The organism is Pseudomonas sp. PDM18 (genome assembly GCF_014852585.1).
GTDB lineage: Bacteria > Pseudomonadota > Gammaproteobacteria > Pseudomonadales > Pseudomonadaceae > Pseudomonas.
In genome coordinates this window covers 16812-32988 of sequence record NZ_JACVBX010000005.1, presented here as the reverse complement: position 1 = coordinate 32988, position 16177 = coordinate 16812, and the positions used below count along the sequence as shown (strand labels likewise).

The window sequence follows — 16177 nt, the reverse complement described above, 5'->3', positions numbered from 1 at the left end:
AAGGGACAAGACTTGAAAGCGTCAGTAGACGCTTCGGGCGCGCTGGCTTAGTTGCTGGACAGGCGGTCGCCGCGCTCGAAACGCCAGGTGCGGATGATTTCCAGGCGATCGATGTCGTTCAGGTCGCCGGAGAAGGGCGCGAAGGGTGCGGCCAGGCGCACGATGCGCTGGGCGGCCTGGTCGAGCAGGGGCTGGCCGGAGGATTCCAGTACCTGTACTTCATACAGGGAGCCGTCGCGGTTGATCGACACCAGCAGCCGCAGGTTGCCGTAGATGCGCTGGCGGCGGGCTTCGTCCGGGTAATTGAGGTTGCCGATACGCTCGATCTTCTTGCGCCATTCCTCTTTATACCAGGCGCCCTTGTCGCGCATGGTCGAGGCGGCGCTCAGGCGGTGGATGCGCGGGCGCTTGGCATAGGCCTGCTGCTCGCGGGCGAGGTCGGCTTCGAGGCTGGAGATTTCCGCTGAGAGCTGGGCGGAGTCGAACTGCGGCGCGGGCTTGGCGACGGTCTCTGCCTTGGGCGTCTGCTGCTTGGTCTGCACCTTGTCCGGGCGCGGGGTGCGGGTGGCGACGGCGGCCTTGGGCGCTTCGGGGCTCTTGGCCTGGCGCGGGGTGGCCGGCGGGGAGACTTTCTTGACTTCGGTGTCCTGGAACGGCGCCTGCTCGGTGGTCTTGGGGATTGCCTTGTGTTCCAGGGTGCCGCTGCCCTGCTGATTCATCTGGGCGAGGTAGTCGGCCTTCTCAGGGGCTTTGTCGCTCTTGAAACTGGCCAGGGTGATTTCCAGGGTTTTGCTCAGCTGGCTGGGCGAGGGCATGGTGAAGCCGACGCCCAGCAGCACGGCCACGTGCAGGATGGCCGCAATGAACAGGGTGAAACCCAGACGGTCCGCCGGACGTACGCCGGAGGACACGGGGAAGTCTTGGTGGGTTGCAGCGTTCATTGCGGATCGCACGGGCCAGGGTGGGGCGGAAGTCTGCCGACGAGGCTTATAAAAGTCTATGACGCACTGCGCGCCTTGAGCTTTTCGTCGATGACTGCCATCAGTCTCTCACCGATGCGCGTGTCGTAGGCCGCATCGATCTCGCGGATGCAGGTCGGGCTGGTGACGTTGATCTCGGTAAGGTTCTCGCCGATCACGTCCAGGCCGACGAACAGCAGGCCGCGCTTGCGCAGTTCCGGGCCGACCTGCGCGGCGATCCAGCGGTCGCGCTCGGTCAGTGGCTGGGCCACGCCGCGGCCGCCGGCGGCGAGGTTGCCGCGGGTCTCGCCCTGGGCGGGGATGCGCGCCAGGCAGTATTCCACCGGCTCGCCGTCGATCATCAGGATGCGCTTGTCGCCATCCTTGATGGCCGGCAGGTAGCGCTGCGCCATGACCTGTTCCTGGCCGTGGCGGGTCAGGGTCTCGAGGATCACCGAGAGGTTCGGGTCGCCTTCGCGGTGGCGGAAGATCATCGATCCGCCCATGCCATCCAGGGGTTTGAGAATGATGTCACGATGCTCCGCGGCGAATTCGCGGAGAATGTCGGACCGGCGGCTCACCACCGTCGGCGGCGCGCACTGCGGGAACAGCGTGGCGAAGTACTTCTCGTTGCAGTCACGCAGGCTCTGCGGCTTGTTGACGACGAGCGTGCCGGCGGTTTCGGCCTGTTCCAGCAGGTAGGTGGAGTAGACGAATTCGTTGTCGAATGGCGGGTCCTTGCGCATCAGGATCACGTCCAGGTCCGACAGCGGCTGGTCGACTTCGTCTTCCAGCTCGAACCAGTGGGCCGGATCGTAGAACACCTTGAGCGGGCGCATGCGACCGCGAGCGACGTTCTCTTTCTGGTAAAGATCCTGCTGTTCCATATAGAAGAGCTGCCAGCCACGGGCCTGGGCGGCCAGCAACATGGCCAGCGAGCTGTCCTTCTTGAAACTGATCTGCGCGATGGGGTCCATCACGATCCCGAGGCGTACGCTCATGGGATGTCCTCCTGGGGGGAATTCGTCGGCTTGGGGCTGCGACTCTGGGCCGCGCCGCAAAGGCTGAAAATGGACGCTCAGGGTGGCGCTGGATGTGCGCTCGGTCAAGGAAAAAGCCTGCGCGTTCGGGGTCTTATGGCCTGAATTTGCTGGGCGTGGTAAAGATTCTGACGATTGTGGTAAAAGGTTCCCACGATTGGGTCGCAGCCCGACGGTGGCAGGGCGCTAGCGCACTGATATAAAAAGCGGAAAAAACGACTCACCGAGATGGTAAGGGCGAACATGGAACAGCATTCCGACGGTTTGAAAGTAATGGTGATCGACGATTCCAAGACGATTCGTCGCACGGCTGAAACCCTGCTGAAGAAAGTCGGCTGCGATGTCATCACAGCCATCGACGGCTTCGACGCGCTGGCCAAGATCGCCGATACCCATCCCAGCATCATCTTCGTCGACATCATGATGCCGCGCCTGGATGGCTATCAGACCTGCGCCCTGATCAAGAACAACAGTGCCTTCAAATCCACGCCGGTGATCATGCTGTCCTCCAAGGACGGCCTGTTCGACAAGGCCAAGGGTCGCATCGTCGGTTCCGATCAGTACCTCACCAAGCCCTTCAGCAAGGAAGAACTGCTCGGCGCGATCAAGACCCATGTGCCCGACTTCACCCCGGTGGAGCACGCTTCCTGAAGTCCGGCGCAAGCGCCGGTGACGCCTATTCCGTATGGGGACCACAATGGCTCGAATTCTGATTGTTGATGACTCGCCGACCGAGATGTACAAGCTGACCGCGATGCTGGAAAAGCACTCGCACCAGGTACTGAAGGCCGAAAATGGCGCCGATGGCGTGGCCCTGGCTCGCCAGGAAAAGCCCGACGTCGTCCTGATGGACATCGTCATGCCCGGCCTGAACGGCTTCCAGGCGACCCGTCAGTTGTCCAAGGACCCGGAAACCAGCGCGATTCCGGTGATCATCGTCACCACCAAGGACCAGGAGACCGACAAGGTCTGGGGCAAGCGCCAGGGCGCTCGCGACTACCTGACCAAGCCGGTGGATGAAGACACACTGCTCAAGACCATCAATTCGGTGCTGGCCGGCTGATACAGCCGTCCCTGCACACCAGAACATAATTATTAGAGAAGGCCAGGGCCGGCATGGCGGAAGTCCAGAGTCCTTTCGAGGTTCTCGTCCAGATCGATCAGCGCTGTCGTCAGCTGGCCGCGGGTCTGCCCGCGCAGCGCGAGGTAGTGCAGAGCTGGAACGGCATCGGCTTTCGCATGGCTGGGCGTCTGTTCGTGGCGCCCATGGGGGAGGTCGGCGAGGTTCTTCACGAGCCGCGCTACACACTGCTGCCCGGTGTCCGTGAGTGGGTGAAGGGGGTCGCCAACGTGCGCGGTCGCCTGCTGCCGATCATGGATCTGTGCGGTTTCCTCGGCGCGGAGCTTTCGCCTCTGCGCAAACAGCGGCGCGTGCTCGTCGTGGAATATCAGGAAGTCTTCGCGGGCCTCATCGTCGATGAGGTGTTCGGCATGCAGCACTTCCCGGTGGACACCTTCTCCGAGCAGTTGCCGCCGCTGGAAGCGGTCCTGCAGCCCTTTATCCATGGCGTCTTCCACCGGGAGCAACCCTGGCTCGTGTTCAGCCCGCATGCGCTGGCTCAACACCCGGGGTTCCTGGACGTCGCCAGCTAGAGTTTGACCGGTTGGGCCGGCGTTGCCGGCCCTTGTTGTGACATGGAAACCGTAATCGTGGTGGGTCCAGGCGGGGGCCGAATATGAAAAATATAAAGGCAGGCAGTCTTTTTTCGGGTGCGCGTAGCAGCTCGCTGATCCTTGGGCTCTTCGTGGTCCTGATCGTGGCGATCGTTCTGCTGTTCGCGAACTTCGCTTACCTCAACACCCAGGCGAACCACGATAAGCAGTACATCGGCCATGCCGGCGAACTGCGCGTGTTGTCCCAGCGTATCGCCAAGAACGCCACGGAAGCCGCGGCGGGCAAGGGCGAGGCGTTCAAGCTGCTGAAAGAGGCGCGCAACGACTTCGAGAAGCGATGGAACATCCTCTCCAAGGGTGACGAGACTACCGGCCTGCCGCCGAGCCCGGAATCGGTACAACCGCAGATGGCGGACGTACAGAAGGACTGGGATACCCTGCGCAAGAACGCCGACTCCATTCTCGCCAGCGAACAGACCGTACTGTCCCTGCACCAGGTAGCCGCGACCCTCGCCGAAACCATCCCGCAGCTGCAGGTGGAGTACGAAGAGGTCGTCGACATCCTGCTGGAGAACGGCGCCCCGGCCGACCAGGTTGCGGTAGCCCAGCGCCAGTCGCTGCTGGCCGAACGTATCCTTGGCTCGGTGAACAAGGTGCTCGCCGGTGACGAGAACTCCGTGCAGGCAGCCGACAGCTTCGGTCGTGACGCCAGCCTTTTCGGCCGCGTACTCAAGGGCATGAAGGAAGGCAACGCGGCGATGAGCATCTCCAAGGTGACCAACGCCGAAGCGGTGGACCGCCTCAACGAGATCGCCGAGCTCTTCGAATTCGTTTCCGGCTCGGTGGACGAGATCCTCGAGACCTCCCCGGAACTGTTCCAGGTCCGTGAAGCCGCCAACACCATCTTCGGTGGCTCGCAGACCCTGCTGGACAAGGCTTCCAGCCTCGCCGCCGGCTTCGAGAACTTGACTGAAGGCCGTGTCTTCAACCAGGTTGCCAGCGCCGCGCTGGGTATCATCGCCTTGGGCGCGATCATTCTCATCGGCCTGGTGATGGTGCGTGAAACCAACCGCCGGCTGGCCGAGACCGCCGAGAAGAACGAACGTAACCAGGCGGCGATTCTGCGACTGCTCGACGAAATTGCCGACCTCGCCGACGGTGACCTGACGGTGGCCGCGACGGTAACCGAGGACTTCACCGGTGCGATCGCGGACTCCATCAACTACTCCATCGACCAGCTCCGAGAGCTGGTGGAAACCATCAACCTGACCGCCGTGCAGGTGGCCGCCGCCGCCCAGGAAACCCAGGCCACCGCCATGCACCTGGCCGAGGCTTCCGAGCACCAGGCCCAGGAAATTGCCGGCGCCTCCGCCGCGATCAACGAAATGGCCGTGTCCATTGACCAGGTATCGGCGAACGCCTCCGAGTCCTCGGCGGTGGCGGAACGTTCCGTAGCCATCGCCAACAAGGGCAACGAAGTGGTGCACAACACCATCACCGGCATGGACAACATCCGTGAGCAGATCCAGGACACCTCGAAGCGGATCAAGCGCCTCGGTGAATCGTCCCAGGAGATCGGTGACATCGTAAGCCTCATCAACGACATTGCCGACCAGACCAACATCCTCGCACTGAACGCCGCGATCCAGGCGTCCATGGCGGGTGACGCGGGCCGCGGCTTCGCCGTGGTAGCGGACGAAGTACAGCGCCTGGCGGAACGTTCCTCCGCTGCGACCAAGCAGATCGAAGCGCTGGTGAAGACCATTCAGACCGACACCAACGAGGCGGTGATCTCGATGGAACAGACCACCTCCGAGGTGGTCCGTGGTGCCCGCCTGGCGCAGGACGCCGGTGTGTCCCTGGAAGAGATCGAGAAGGTATCCAAGACCCTGGCAGCGTTGATCCAGAACATCTCCAACGCCGCCCGTCAGCAGGCCTCCTCCGCCGGCCACATTTCCAACACCATGAACGTGATCCAGGAGATCACCTCGCAGACCTCTGCCGGTACCACCGCCACCGCGCGCAGCATTGGTAACCTGGCCAAGATGGCCGGCGAGATGCGTCACTCCGTATCCGGCTTCAAACTGCCGGACACCGCCGAACAGGCCTGAGCAGAGGAGGTGCGCGGCTCGTAGCCGGGTAGCGCACGACAATCTTGAGCGAGGGGCGCGACATGCAGGCAAGTGGCGTCTGGTCGTTGCAGCCGTTGGCCGACATGTCGGCCGCGGATTTCCGCGACTGGCAGGCATTGTTGGAAGACCGCACCGGCGTTGTCGTCAACGAACAGCGCCGCGCCTTCCTGCAGACCAGCCTAGGCGCGCGGATGCGCGAACTGGGCATTGCCGACTATGGCACCTATTACCGCCAGGTCACCGATGGCCCGCGCGGTGCTGTCGAGTGGTCGAACCTGCTGGACCGCCTCACCGTTCAGGAAACCCGTTTCTTTCGCCACAAGGCATCCTTCGACGTGCTGGAAAGCTTCCTGCTCCAGCGCCTCGAGCAGGTCGGCCCGAACCGGCCGCTGGCGTTGTGGAGCGTCGGCTGTTCCAGCGGCGAGGAGCCTTACTCCCTCGCCATGGTGGCCGCCAAGGTACTGGAAGACGCAGGTCTTGCGCCGCTGTATGGCGTGACCGGCACCGACATCAGCCTCAATGCCCTCAACCGGGCGCGCGAGGCTACTTATGCGGCACGCAAGCTTGAGGATATCGACCCGGAACTGGCCACGCGCTACTTCAGCGCGCAGGATGACGGTCGATACCGTGTGATACCCGATCTCGCCGGGCGCGTCTGTTGCGCGCGGCTGAATGTGCTGGAACTGGCCAAGGCGCCAATGTCCGGCATGGACGTGATTTTTTGCCAGAACCTGCTGATCTATTTCCGCCGCTGGCGGCGGCGGGAAATCCTCAATCGCCTGGCCGAGCGGCTGGCGCCTGGGGGACTGCTGGTGATCGGAGTGGGCGAGGTTGCCGATTGGCACCACCCGCTGCTCGAACCGGTCGCCGATGAGCGCGTTCTGGCTTTTACCCGGAAGGGATGACACAGACACATGAGTGGAGTGGCTATGGGTGATCGGCACGACTATGTCGCCCTGGAATGGGTAAAAGGCGAGATTGCCGAAACGCTCAAGCAGGCGCGGCAAGCCCTCGAATCCTACGTCGAGAATCCCCAGGACCCGACGCGGATGGGCTTTTGCCTGGCCTATATCCACCAGGTGCGCGGCACTCTGCAGATGGTGGAGTTCTACGGCGCGGCCCTGCTCGCCGAGGAAATGGAATACCTGACGCAGGCGCTGATCGACGGCAAGACTTCCAGCCAGAGTGAAGCGCTGGAAGTGCTGATGCAGGCCATCCTGCAACTGCCGGCGTACCTTGAGCGCATCCAGAGCGCCCGCCGCGACCTGCCGATGGTCGTGCTGCCGCTGCTCAACGACCTGCGCACCGCCCGTGGCGAGAAGCTGCTGTCGGAAACCAGCCTGTTCTCCCCCGACTTGTCCCAAGAGTCCCCGGTCCTGCCGGTAGATGCCCTGGCGCGCCTGCGTACCGCCGAACTGCCGGCACTGCTGCGCAAGCTGCGGCAGATGCTGCAGGTCGCCCTGGTCGGCGTCATCCGCAACCAGGACCTGCCGACCAACTTGGGCTACCTGGCGCGCGTCTTCGCCCGCCTCGAATCCCTGTGCAAGGACGCCCCGCTGGGCCGCCTGTGGGTGATCGCCTCGGCGATGATCGAAGGCCTGGCCAACGGCAGCATCGCCAACGGCACCTCGGTGCGTAACCTGCTGCGCCAGGTCGATCGCGAGTTCAAACGTCTGGTCGACCAGGGCGCCGACGCCATGAACCAGCCGGCGCCGGACGAGCTGATCAAGAATCTGCTGTTCTATGTGGCCAAGGCCTCCGACCAGTCGCCGCGCGTGCGTGCGGTGAAGGACGAATACCGCCTGGACGACGCCCTGCCCGGCGCGGCCCTGGTGGACGAGGAGCGCGCCCGTCTCGCCGGCCCCGACCGCGACGCCATGCGCTCGGTCGTCGGCGCGCTGTGCGAGGAGCTGGTGCGGGTCAAGGACAGCCTCGACCTCTTCGTGCGCAGCGACCGCAGCGGCGTGAACGAGCTGGGCAGCCTGCTGGCGCCGCTCAAGCAGATCGCCGACACCCTCGCCGTGCTGGGCTTCGGCCAGCCGCGCAAGGTCATCCTCGACCAGATCGATGTGGTCAGCGCGCTCGCCCATGGCCAGCGCCAGCCCAACGACGCCACCTTGATGGATGTCGCCGGTGCGCTGCTGTATGTCGAGGCCACCCTGGCCGGCATGGTCGGCCCGAGCGAAGAGCCGGGCAGCGAAGAGAACGTCCTGCCGACCACCGACGTCGAGCAGATCCACCAGGTGGTGATCAAGGAAGCGCGTAACGGCCTGGAACTGGCCAAGGACGCGATCATCGAGTTCATCGCCTCGCAATGGAACCACGAGCACCTGGCCCGCGTGCCGGAATTGCTGACGCAGGTTCGCGGCGGCCTGGCGATGATCTCCCAGGAACGTGCGGCGAAACTGCTGGAAAACTGCAATCGCTACATCCAGGAACAACTGCTGGTGCGCCAGGCCGTGCCGGACTGGCACAGCCTGGACACCCTGGCCGACGCCATCACCAGCGTCGAGTACTACCTCGAGCGCCTGTCGGAAGACCACAACACCCAGGGCGACATGATCCTCGACGTGGCCGAGGAGAGCCTGGACAGCCTGGGCTACTCGCTCAAGCCGCGTCCGTCGATCCTCGACGCCGAGCCGGAAGCTCATGCCCCCGTGCCGCTGCCTGCACCTCTGGATAATCCGCTCGACGAGATCGACGTGCTGGCCGCCCAGCCGCTGGCCGAGCCGACCGAAGCGGTGCCGGTGGAAGACGTCCCGGAACTGGCCGCTCCTGTGGAAATTGCCGACAGCTTCGAGGTTGCGCCGCTCGAAGAGCTGTCGTTCGAACAGCCCTCTCAGCTGGCGCCTCTGGAAGAGCTGGCTCCTTCAGATGAGGCGATCCTCGACCTGGCCGGCTTCGACGCGCCGCAACCCGTCGTCGAAGGCGAAGAGACCTTTACGTACGAATCCCTGGAGCCGGTCGTCGAACCTGCTGCAGTGGATGAAGCCGCGCTGCTGGCCGACTTCGACCTGCCAGCAGAGCCCGGAAGCCAGACTGTCAGCGAAGCCGAGTCGAGCTTCACCTTCGAGCCCCTGGAGCTGGACTCCGGCCTGCCTGCCGCCGAGCCCGTTGCTGAGCTGGGCGCCTGGACCCTGGACGAGGTCGAGCCGCTGGCCGCCTCTACCGAACCGAGCGCGCCGACCGCCACGCTGGAGCCGGAAAGCCTCAGCTGGGACATCGAGCTGGAGCCGGCTGCACCAATCACCGACACCACCCTGGCCGACGAAGGCTGGTCGCTGGACGACAGCCACAAGGCCGACAGCATCGAGTTCAGCCTCGAAACGCTGGAAGAGTCCCCGGCGCAGCCGCTGGCTGAAGAGCTGAGCTGGAGCCTGGACGAAGCCTCTCCGCTGGCCGAGGCGTCTCGCTTCGACGAGCCGGCTCAGGCTGAGTCCGATATTGCCGAACAGTCCTGGGAAGCTCCGGACTTGTCCACAGCGCCGGGCGAAACCCCGGCAACGCCCGAGCTGCTCGAAGACTTCGCCAGCCTGCCGTCGCTGGAGGCCACTCCGGCCCCGGTGGACGAGCTGAGCTGGAACATGGAATCGCTCGAACCGGCCGGTGAGAAGCCCGCCGAGGAAGACTGGTTCAGCATCGACCTGAGCCAGCCGGCTGCCGAGTCGCCCGCGCCGTCCCTGGAACTGGACGAAAACTTCGCCAGCCTGGAAGCGCTCGAACCCGCGCCACTGGCGAGCCTGGAACCCCTGGAAGACCTGAGCTTCGATGTCCAGCCGTCCGCCGAAGAGCCGTCCGCAGCGCAAGCCTCGTTGGTCAGCGATGACAACTGGACACTGGGCGAGCTGAGCGAACCGACCGCGCTGGATGCCGGCGTCGACCTCAGCCTCGACGCACCGCTGCAGCTGGAACCGCTGGAATCGCTGGCCGAAGCGGAAACGCCTACCCTCCAGGCCGAAGCCTGGAGCGACGAGAACATCGCCGACCTGGACCTGCCGGAAGTCGAGCTGCCCAGCCCGCCGGCCGAACCCGAGCCGGTCGCCGAGGCACCGGCCAAGCCGCTGTCCCTCGCCGAGGTCATGGCTGCCCCGGTCCAGGCGATCAACCCGCCTGCCCAGGACGTGCCGCCCAGCCTGCTGCCGCCGCCCGCCGACGAAGAACCGATCGACGAAGAGCTGCGCGAAGTCTTCATCGAAGAAGCCGGTGAAGTGCTGGAAACCATCGGCGAGCACCTGCCGACCTGGATGGCCAGCACCGACGACCGCGACTCGTTGACCGAAATCCGCCGCGCCTTCCACACCCTCAAGGGCAGTGGCCGGATGGTCCGCGCGCTGGTGATCGGCGAGCTGGCCTGGTCCATCGAGAATCTGCTCAACCGCGTGCTCGACCGCAGCATCGCCGCGTCGCCTGCTGTGCTGCAGGTGGTCCAGGACGTGGTCGCGCTGATGCCCGAACTGGTCGACGAGTACGCCGCCAGCGCCCAGCGCCAGCGCGACGATGTCGACCGCCTGGCCGCCACTGCCCACGCCCTGGCCAAGGGACAGCCGGTGCCGCCGCCGAGTGGCGGGCTGCCCGAGTCGGTGCCGCAGGTCGAGGACATCACCCCCGAGCTGGCGGATGTCGAGGAGATTGCAGCGCAGGCCGCCAACGAAGGACTCGACGAAAGCCTCGACCCGCAGTTGCTGGAGATCTTCCGCAATGAAGCGGAAGCCCATCTGGAAACCCTGGTCGGCTTCCTCGCCGATTGCGCGCAGCAGCTGCCGCAGCCGGTGACCGACGACCTGCAGCGCGCCCTGCACACGCTCAAGGGCAGCGCACACATGGCCGGCATCCTGCCGATCGCTGAAATCGCCACGCCGCTGGAGCGGCTGGTGAAGGAATTCAAAACCAACCTGCTGCAGGTCGACCTGCGTGAGGCCGAGTTGCTGCACGCCGCCGAAGGCTTGTTCCGCGTCGGCCTCGACCAGCTCGTCCAGGGCCGCCCGCTGGCGCCCATCGAAGGCAGCCCGGAGCTGCTGGCGCGCATCGCGCAGATCCACCAGGAGCGCCTTGACGCTGCCGAGGCCAAGCGTCGCGGTGAAAGCGGCGAGGGAAGCGGCAACGACCCGCAGATGATCGGCATGTTCCTCGCCGAGGGCATGGATATCCTGCTCGACGCCGAGGACCTGCTGCGCCGCTGGCGTGAACACCCGCAGGAGCGCCATGAGCTGGGCGCCCTGTATGACGAGCTGGAAACCCTCAGTCGTGGCGCGCAGATGGCGGAGCTGCCGCAGATGGCGGAACTCGCCGATGCGCTGCTGGCGGTCTACGGTGCCGTACGCCAGGGTCGCCTGGAAACCGGGGACGCCTTCTTCTCTGCTGCCGAGACCGCCCACGAGGCGCTGATCGGCATGATGGATCAGGTGGCTGCGGCCCTGCAGGTCAGCGCCCGCCCGGAACAGGTCGAAGCGCTGCATCGCTTGCTGGACGCCCCGGTCGCCGCACCGGACGAGCCGGAGAACGACCAGCAGGACGCCACCGACATCGAGTTCGTCGACCTGGAAAGCCTGACCGCAGAAGACTTCCCTGCCGAGGACGAGGAGTTCCTCCTCGACAGCCGCCCGGTGGACGACGATAACCTGCCCGACGGCCTGAGCTGGTCGCCACGCAACGAAAATGACGGCGCGCCGCGAGGCGCCGCCGACGATGACGACGATGACGTCATCACCGCCGAGACCCCGCATGCCCATCCCGCCCCGCAGCAACCGCCGCGGGCGCTGGACGAGGAAATGGTGGCGATCTTCCTCGAAGAGGCGGTCGACATCCTGGACAACGCCGGCCAGGCGCTGGATCAGTGGCTGGCCTCGCCCGAAGGCCTCGCCGCGCTCTCGACTCTGCAGCGCGACCTGCACACCCTCAAGGGTGGCGCGCGCATGGCGGAAATCCGCGAGATCGGCGACCTGTCCCACGAACTCGAATCGCTCTATGAAGGTCTGCTGGACCACCGCTTCCAGCACAGCCAGCCGCTGGGCGACCTGTTGCGCACCTGCCACGACCGTCTGGCGACCCAGCTCGACCAACTGCAGGCCGGCCAGGCGCTGACCGACCCGGCCGACCTGGTGCAGACCATCCGCACCTTCCGCCAGAACCCGGCCGCCGGCTTGAGTCTGCCGCAGGCCCTGGCCGCGCAGCAGGGCGCCGTGGCCGAGCAGGACGAAAGCCTCGAACTGCCGCCCGTCATCGAAGACGACATCGAGCTGGAGCTGCCCGCCGAGGCAGCGCCGGAAGCCGAAGCCGCCGACGAGCACGCAGTAGCTGAGTCTGAGGCCGGCGATTTCGAAAGCATCGACCTGGAAACCGTCGATTTCGAAAGCATCGAGCCGGATCTGGAAGCCACTGCGCAGGATCTCGACCTGCAGGCGTTTCTCGAAGCCGCCGACACCGAGGTTGCCGGAGCGCAGCCGGCCGAGCCGGACGCTGCTGTCCCTGAAGCCTCGGGCGTGCAGGACAGCGAGTACGAGCTGGACGAAGACCGCGACCAGGAACTGGTGGAAATCTTCCTCGAGGAAGGTTTCGACATCCTCGAAAGCTCCTCCGGTGCTCTGCACCGCTGGATGGAAAACCCCGACAACAGCGTCGAGCTGGAAGCGCTGCAACGCGACCTGCATACCCTCAAGGGTGGCGCGCGGATGGCCGAGATCCGCCCCATCGGCGATCTCTCCCACGAACTGGAGTTCCTCTACGAAGGGCTCTGCGGCGGACGCCTGCGCGCGAGCCCGACCCTCTTCGAACTGCTGCAGCGCTGCCACGATCGTCTCGCCGAGATGCTCGAAGCGGTCCAGCAGCATCGCCGGGTTCCGGGAGGTGAATCGCTGATTGACGCGATCCACCGATTTCGTGCCAACCCCGACGAACAACTGAGCATCCCCAGCAGCGTCAGCCTGCACGCGATCAGCTCCGCCCATGCCGCGCCGGAAGGCCCGGAAGCCGACATCCTGGATATTTTCCTGGAAGAGGCCGATGACCTGCTGGAAGCCATGGAACAGGCCCTGGGCCGCTGGGACGCCGAGCGCGAGAACGGTGCGCTCGACGAGCTGCTGCGCATTCTCCACACCCTCAAGGGCGGTGCGCGCCTGGCTGGCCAGACCAGCCTGGGCGACCTGGCCCACGACCTCGAACAGCACCTGGGCGAAGCCCAGCAGCAGGGCGCGCCCTGGCCGGAAAGCCTGTTGATGGACGCGCAGTCCGGCTTCGAAGGCCTGCAGGCCGAAGTCGACCAGCTGCGCCTGCACCTGGGTGAAGTCGAAATCGCCGAAAGCCAGCATGAAGACCTCGCCGAGGAGCCGGTTGCCGAACAGCCGGCCCCGGTGAACCTGCCGGTATTGCCCGAAGCCATCATGGCTGCGGCCGTACCGCAGCGCATCGATGCGCCGGTAGTGCTGCCCTTCGTCCGCCGTGCCCAGGAAGCCGCCCAGGAAGCCGCTGCGCGCCGCGCGCCGCAGGAACTGGTGAAGGTGCCCGCGCAACTGCTCGAAGGCCTGGTCAACCTCGCCGGTGAGACCTCCATCTTCCGCGGTCGCGTCGAGCAGCAGGTGAGCGACGTCGGTTCGACCCTGGGCGAGATGGACGCCACCATCGAGCGGGTGCGCGATCAGCTGCGCCGCCTCGATACCGAAACCCAGGCGCAGATCCTCTCGCGCCACCAGGCCGACGCCGAGCGCGCCGGCTACGAAGAATTCGACCCGCTGGAAATGGACCGCTACTCGCAGCTGCAGCAGCTCTCGCGCGCACTGTTCGAGTCTGCTTCCGACCTGTTCGACCTCAAGGAAACCCTGGCCGCCAAGAACCGCGACGCCGAGACCCTGCTGCTGCAACAGGCGCGGGTCAACACCGAGCTGCAGGAAGGCCTGATGCGCACCCGCATGGTGCCCTTCGACCGCCTGGTGCCGCGCCTGCGCCGGATCGTCCGCCAGGTGGCGAGCGAGCTGGGCAAGCAGGTCGAGTTCGTCGTCAGCAACGCCGAAGGCGAGATGGACCGTACCGTGCTCGAACGCATCGTCGCGCCGCTGGAGCACATGCTGCGCAACGCGGTCGACCATGGCATTGAGTCCGGCGAGGCACGCCGCATCGCCGGCAAGCCCGAGCAGGGCACCATCCGCCTGACCCTGGGCCGTGAGGGTGGCGACATCCTCCTGACCCTCGCCGACGACGGTGCCGGCATCCGCCTCGAAGCGGTGCGCCGCAAGGCCATCGAGCGCGGCCTGATGACCGACGACAGCGAGCTGAACGACCACGAGGTGTTGCAGTTCATCCTCGAGGCCGGCTTCAGTACCGCCGAGAAGGTCACGCAGATTTCCGGCCGTGGCGTGGGAATGGACGTGGTGAACTCCGAGGTGAAGCAGCTCGGCGGCTCCATGAGCATCCACTCCAGCATCGGCGAAGGCACCCGCTTCGACATTCGCCTGCCGTTCACCGTGTCGGTGAACCGCGCGCTGATGGTGCTCTCCGGCGAAGACCTCTACGCCCTGCCGCTGAACACCATCGAAGGTATCGTGCGGGTCTCCCCGTACGAGCTCGAAGCCCTCTACGAGCAGGCTGCCGCCGACGAGACCGGCGCCGCGCCGAGCTTCGAATACGCGGGCCAGAGCTATGAACTGAAATACCTGGGCGACCTGCTCAACAACGGCCAGCATCCCAAGCTGGTCGGGCAGTCGCTGCCGTTGCCGGTGATCCTCGTGCGCTCGGCGGACCACGCCGTGGCAGTGCAGGTGGATGCCCTGGCGGGCTCGCGCGAGATCGTGGTGAAGAGCCTCGGTGCGCAGTTCGCCGGCGTCAGCGGCATCTCCGGTGCGACCATCCTCGGTGACGGTCGCGTGGTGGTGATTCTCGACCTGCTGGCGACCATCCGCGTGCTCCATGCCCAGCTCATCCAGCACGCCCCGCGCCGCCAGCTGGCCGGCCCGGCTGCCGCGGAAATCGAGCACCAGCGCCCGACCCTGGTCATGGTGGTGGACGACTCGGTCACCGTGCGCAAGGTCACCAGCCGCCTGCTCGAGCGCAACGGCATGAACGTGCTCACCGCCAAGGACGGGGTGGACGCCATCGCCCAGCTGCAGGAACACAAGCCCGACATCATGCTGCTGGACATCGAGATGCCGCGCATGGACGGCTTCGAGGTGGCCACCCTGGTGCGCCACGATGAACAGCTGAAGGACCTGCCGATCATCATGATTACCTCCCGTACCGGCGAGAAGCACCGCGACCGTGCCCTGGCCATCGGCGTCAACCAGTACCTGGGCAAGCCGTACCAGGAATCCGAGCTGCTGGAGAACATCCACAAGCTGGTGAAGGCCCATGTCTGAGCAGAGCACGCCGCGGATTGCGGTGATTGCCGATACCTCCTTGCAGCGCCACGTGCTGGCGCAGGCCCTGGCCGGCCATGGCTACCAGGTGGTGCTCAACGCTGACCCGGCGCGCCTTGAAAGCGACCAGTTGGACGCCTGCGAGACCGACCTGTGGCTGGTGGACCTGGCGCAGCAGGAAGATTCGCCGCTGGTGGACAACCTGCTGGAACAGTCGCGGGTGCCCGTGCTGTTCGGCGAAGGCCACGCGCCGGAGCGGCATTCCGAACATTACCCGCGCTGGGAACGCCGGCTGGTGTCCAAGCTGCGCAAGCTGGTAGGCGACCCCAGCGCCGGCGTTGGCTGCAGCCTGGCTGCGCTGCTCGACGAAGCGCAGCGCCCGACCCGCGTGGCGTTGCCCGATGACCTAGCGGCCTCCCCGCTCAAGGCCGGCGAACCGGCTGCGCAGGTCTGGCTGCTGGCCGCCTCGCTGGGTGGTCCGGCGGCGGTTAAGACTTTCCTCGATGCGCTGCCCGGCGGCCTGCCGGTTGGCTTCCTGTATGCCCAACACATCGACGCTTCCTTCGAGGCCAACCTGCCACAAGCAGTCGGCCGTCACAGCCAGTGGCACGTCAACCCCGTGCGCGACGGCGACCCGGTGCGCTGCGGTGAAGTCGTGGTGGTGCCGATCTCCCGCGAACTGGGCTTCGACGGCTCGGCGCGCATGCGCATAGAAGATCGCGGCTGGCCGGAGCCCTACAGCCCGTCCATCGACCAGATGATGCTCAACCTCGCCCAGCAGTACGGTGATCGTTGTGGCGTGATCGTGTTCAGCGGCATGTGTAGCGACGGCAGCGCCGCCGCGGCCTACGTACGCCGCCAGGGCGCGCCGATCTGGACCCAGCGCGCCGACAGCTGCGCCTGCTCCAGCATGCCCGACAGCCTGCGCGAAGGCGGCTACAGCACCCTTTCCGGCGACCCGCGCGAACTCGCGGCGGCGCTGGTCAATCACCTTGCCGAGCAATGCGTCGGCGTAGTCACGCAGTGAGATA

General features: G+C 65.6%; 9 protein-coding genes. 7 read left to right on the top strand and 2 right to left on the bottom strand.

All coding sequences use genetic code 11. The annotated features are described in order from the left end of the window. Window positions 1–47: 47 nt before the first annotated feature. Both IB274_RS12070 and gshB read right to left on the bottom strand, forming a co-directional pair. Window positions 48–941: an energy transducer TonB gene (locus IB274_RS12070; protein WP_192432204.1), complete on the bottom strand. Its 894-nt coding sequence runs from the start codon at window positions 939–941 to the stop codon at window positions 48–50. Window positions 942–997: 56 nt separating this feature from the next. Beyond that, window positions 998–1960: a glutathione synthase gene (gene gshB, locus IB274_RS12065; RefSeq protein ID WP_192293780.1), complete on the bottom strand. Its 963-nt coding sequence runs from the start codon at window positions 1958–1960 to the stop codon at window positions 998–1000. A 282-nt stretch (window positions 1961–2242) separates the two neighbouring features. Here gshB and pilG point away from each other — a divergent pair, with 282 nt between their 5' ends. The 7 genes from pilG (at window position 2243) to IB274_RS12030 (ending at window position 16173) form a co-directional block, all read left to right on the top strand. Then, window positions 2243–2650 (top strand): twitching motility response regulator PilG, encoded by a 408-nt coding sequence (gene pilG / locus IB274_RS12060; RefSeq protein ID WP_015475142.1) that lies wholly within the window; start codon window positions 2243–2245, stop codon window positions 2648–2650. 46 nt (window positions 2651–2696) lie between these two features. Further along, the gene (gene pilH / locus IB274_RS12055) at window positions 2697–3062 is read left to right on the top strand and encodes a twitching motility response regulator PilH (RefSeq protein WP_192432202.1); all 366 of its coding nucleotides are present in this window, start codon (window positions 2697–2699) and stop codon (window positions 3060–3062) included. Window positions 3063–3115: 53 nt separating this feature from the next. Then, window positions 3116–3652, top strand: coding sequence for a chemotaxis protein CheW (locus IB274_RS12050; RefSeq protein WP_192432200.1), 537 nt, complete (start codon window positions 3116–3118; stop codon window positions 3650–3652). Window positions 3653–3735: 83 nt separating this feature from the next. Then, window positions 3736–5784 carry a methyl-accepting chemotaxis protein gene (locus tag IB274_RS12045; protein ID WP_192432198.1) on the top strand — a complete coding sequence of 683 codons (2049 nt, stop codon included), beginning with the start codon at window positions 3736–3738 and terminating at the stop codon, window positions 5782–5784. Between the two features lie 62 nt (window positions 5785–5846). Continuing rightward, window positions 5847–6710 carry a protein-glutamate O-methyltransferase gene (locus tag IB274_RS12040; protein ID WP_192432487.1) on the top strand — a complete coding sequence of 288 codons (864 nt, stop codon included), beginning with the start codon at window positions 5847–5849 and terminating at the stop codon, window positions 6708–6710. A 24-nt stretch (window positions 6711–6734) separates the two neighbouring features. Further along, window positions 6735–15146 (top strand): Hpt domain-containing protein, encoded by an 8412-nt coding sequence (locus tag IB274_RS12035; RefSeq protein ID WP_192432196.1) that lies wholly within the window; start codon window positions 6735–6737, stop codon window positions 15144–15146. Further along, window positions 15139–16173 (top strand): chemotaxis protein CheB, encoded by a 1035-nt coding sequence (locus IB274_RS12030; RefSeq protein ID WP_192432194.1) that lies wholly within the window; start codon window positions 15139–15141, stop codon window positions 16171–16173. The genes IB274_RS12035 and IB274_RS12030 overlap by 8 nt, the downstream gene beginning before the upstream one ends. Window positions 16174–16177: the final 4 nt, after the last annotated feature.

Excerpts from the sequence above, each read along its gene's own strand:
- IB274_RS12070 (WP_192432204.1), bottom strand. The coding sequence starts at position 941 with ATGAACGCTGCAACCCACCAAGACTTCCCCGTGTCCTCCGGCGTACGT.
- gshB (WP_192293780.1), bottom strand. The coding sequence starts at position 1,960 with ATGAGCGTACGCCTCGGGATCGTGATGGACCCCATCGCGCAGATCAGT.
- pilG (WP_015475142.1), top strand. The coding sequence starts at position 2,243 with ATGGAACAGCATTCCGACGGTTTGAAAGTAATGGTGATCGACGATTCC.
- pilH (WP_192432202.1), top strand. The coding sequence starts at position 2,697 with ATGGCTCGAATTCTGATTGTTGATGACTCGCCGACCGAGATGTACAAG.
- IB274_RS12050 (WP_192432200.1), top strand. The coding sequence starts at position 3,116 with ATGGCGGAAGTCCAGAGTCCTTTCGAGGTTCTCGTCCAGATCGATCAG.
- IB274_RS12045 (WP_192432198.1), top strand. The coding sequence starts at position 3,736 with ATGAAAAATATAAAGGCAGGCAGTCTTTTTTCGGGTGCGCGTAGCAGC.
- IB274_RS12040 (WP_192432487.1), top strand. The coding sequence starts at position 5,847 with ATGCAGGCAAGTGGCGTCTGGTCGTTGCAGCCGTTGGCCGACATGTCG.
- IB274_RS12035 (WP_192432196.1), top strand. The coding sequence starts at position 6,735 with ATGGGTGATCGGCACGACTATGTCGCCCTGGAATGGGTAAAAGGCGAG.
- IB274_RS12030 (WP_192432194.1), top strand. The coding sequence starts at position 15,139 with ATGTCTGAGCAGAGCACGCCGCGGATTGCGGTGATTGCCGATACCTCC.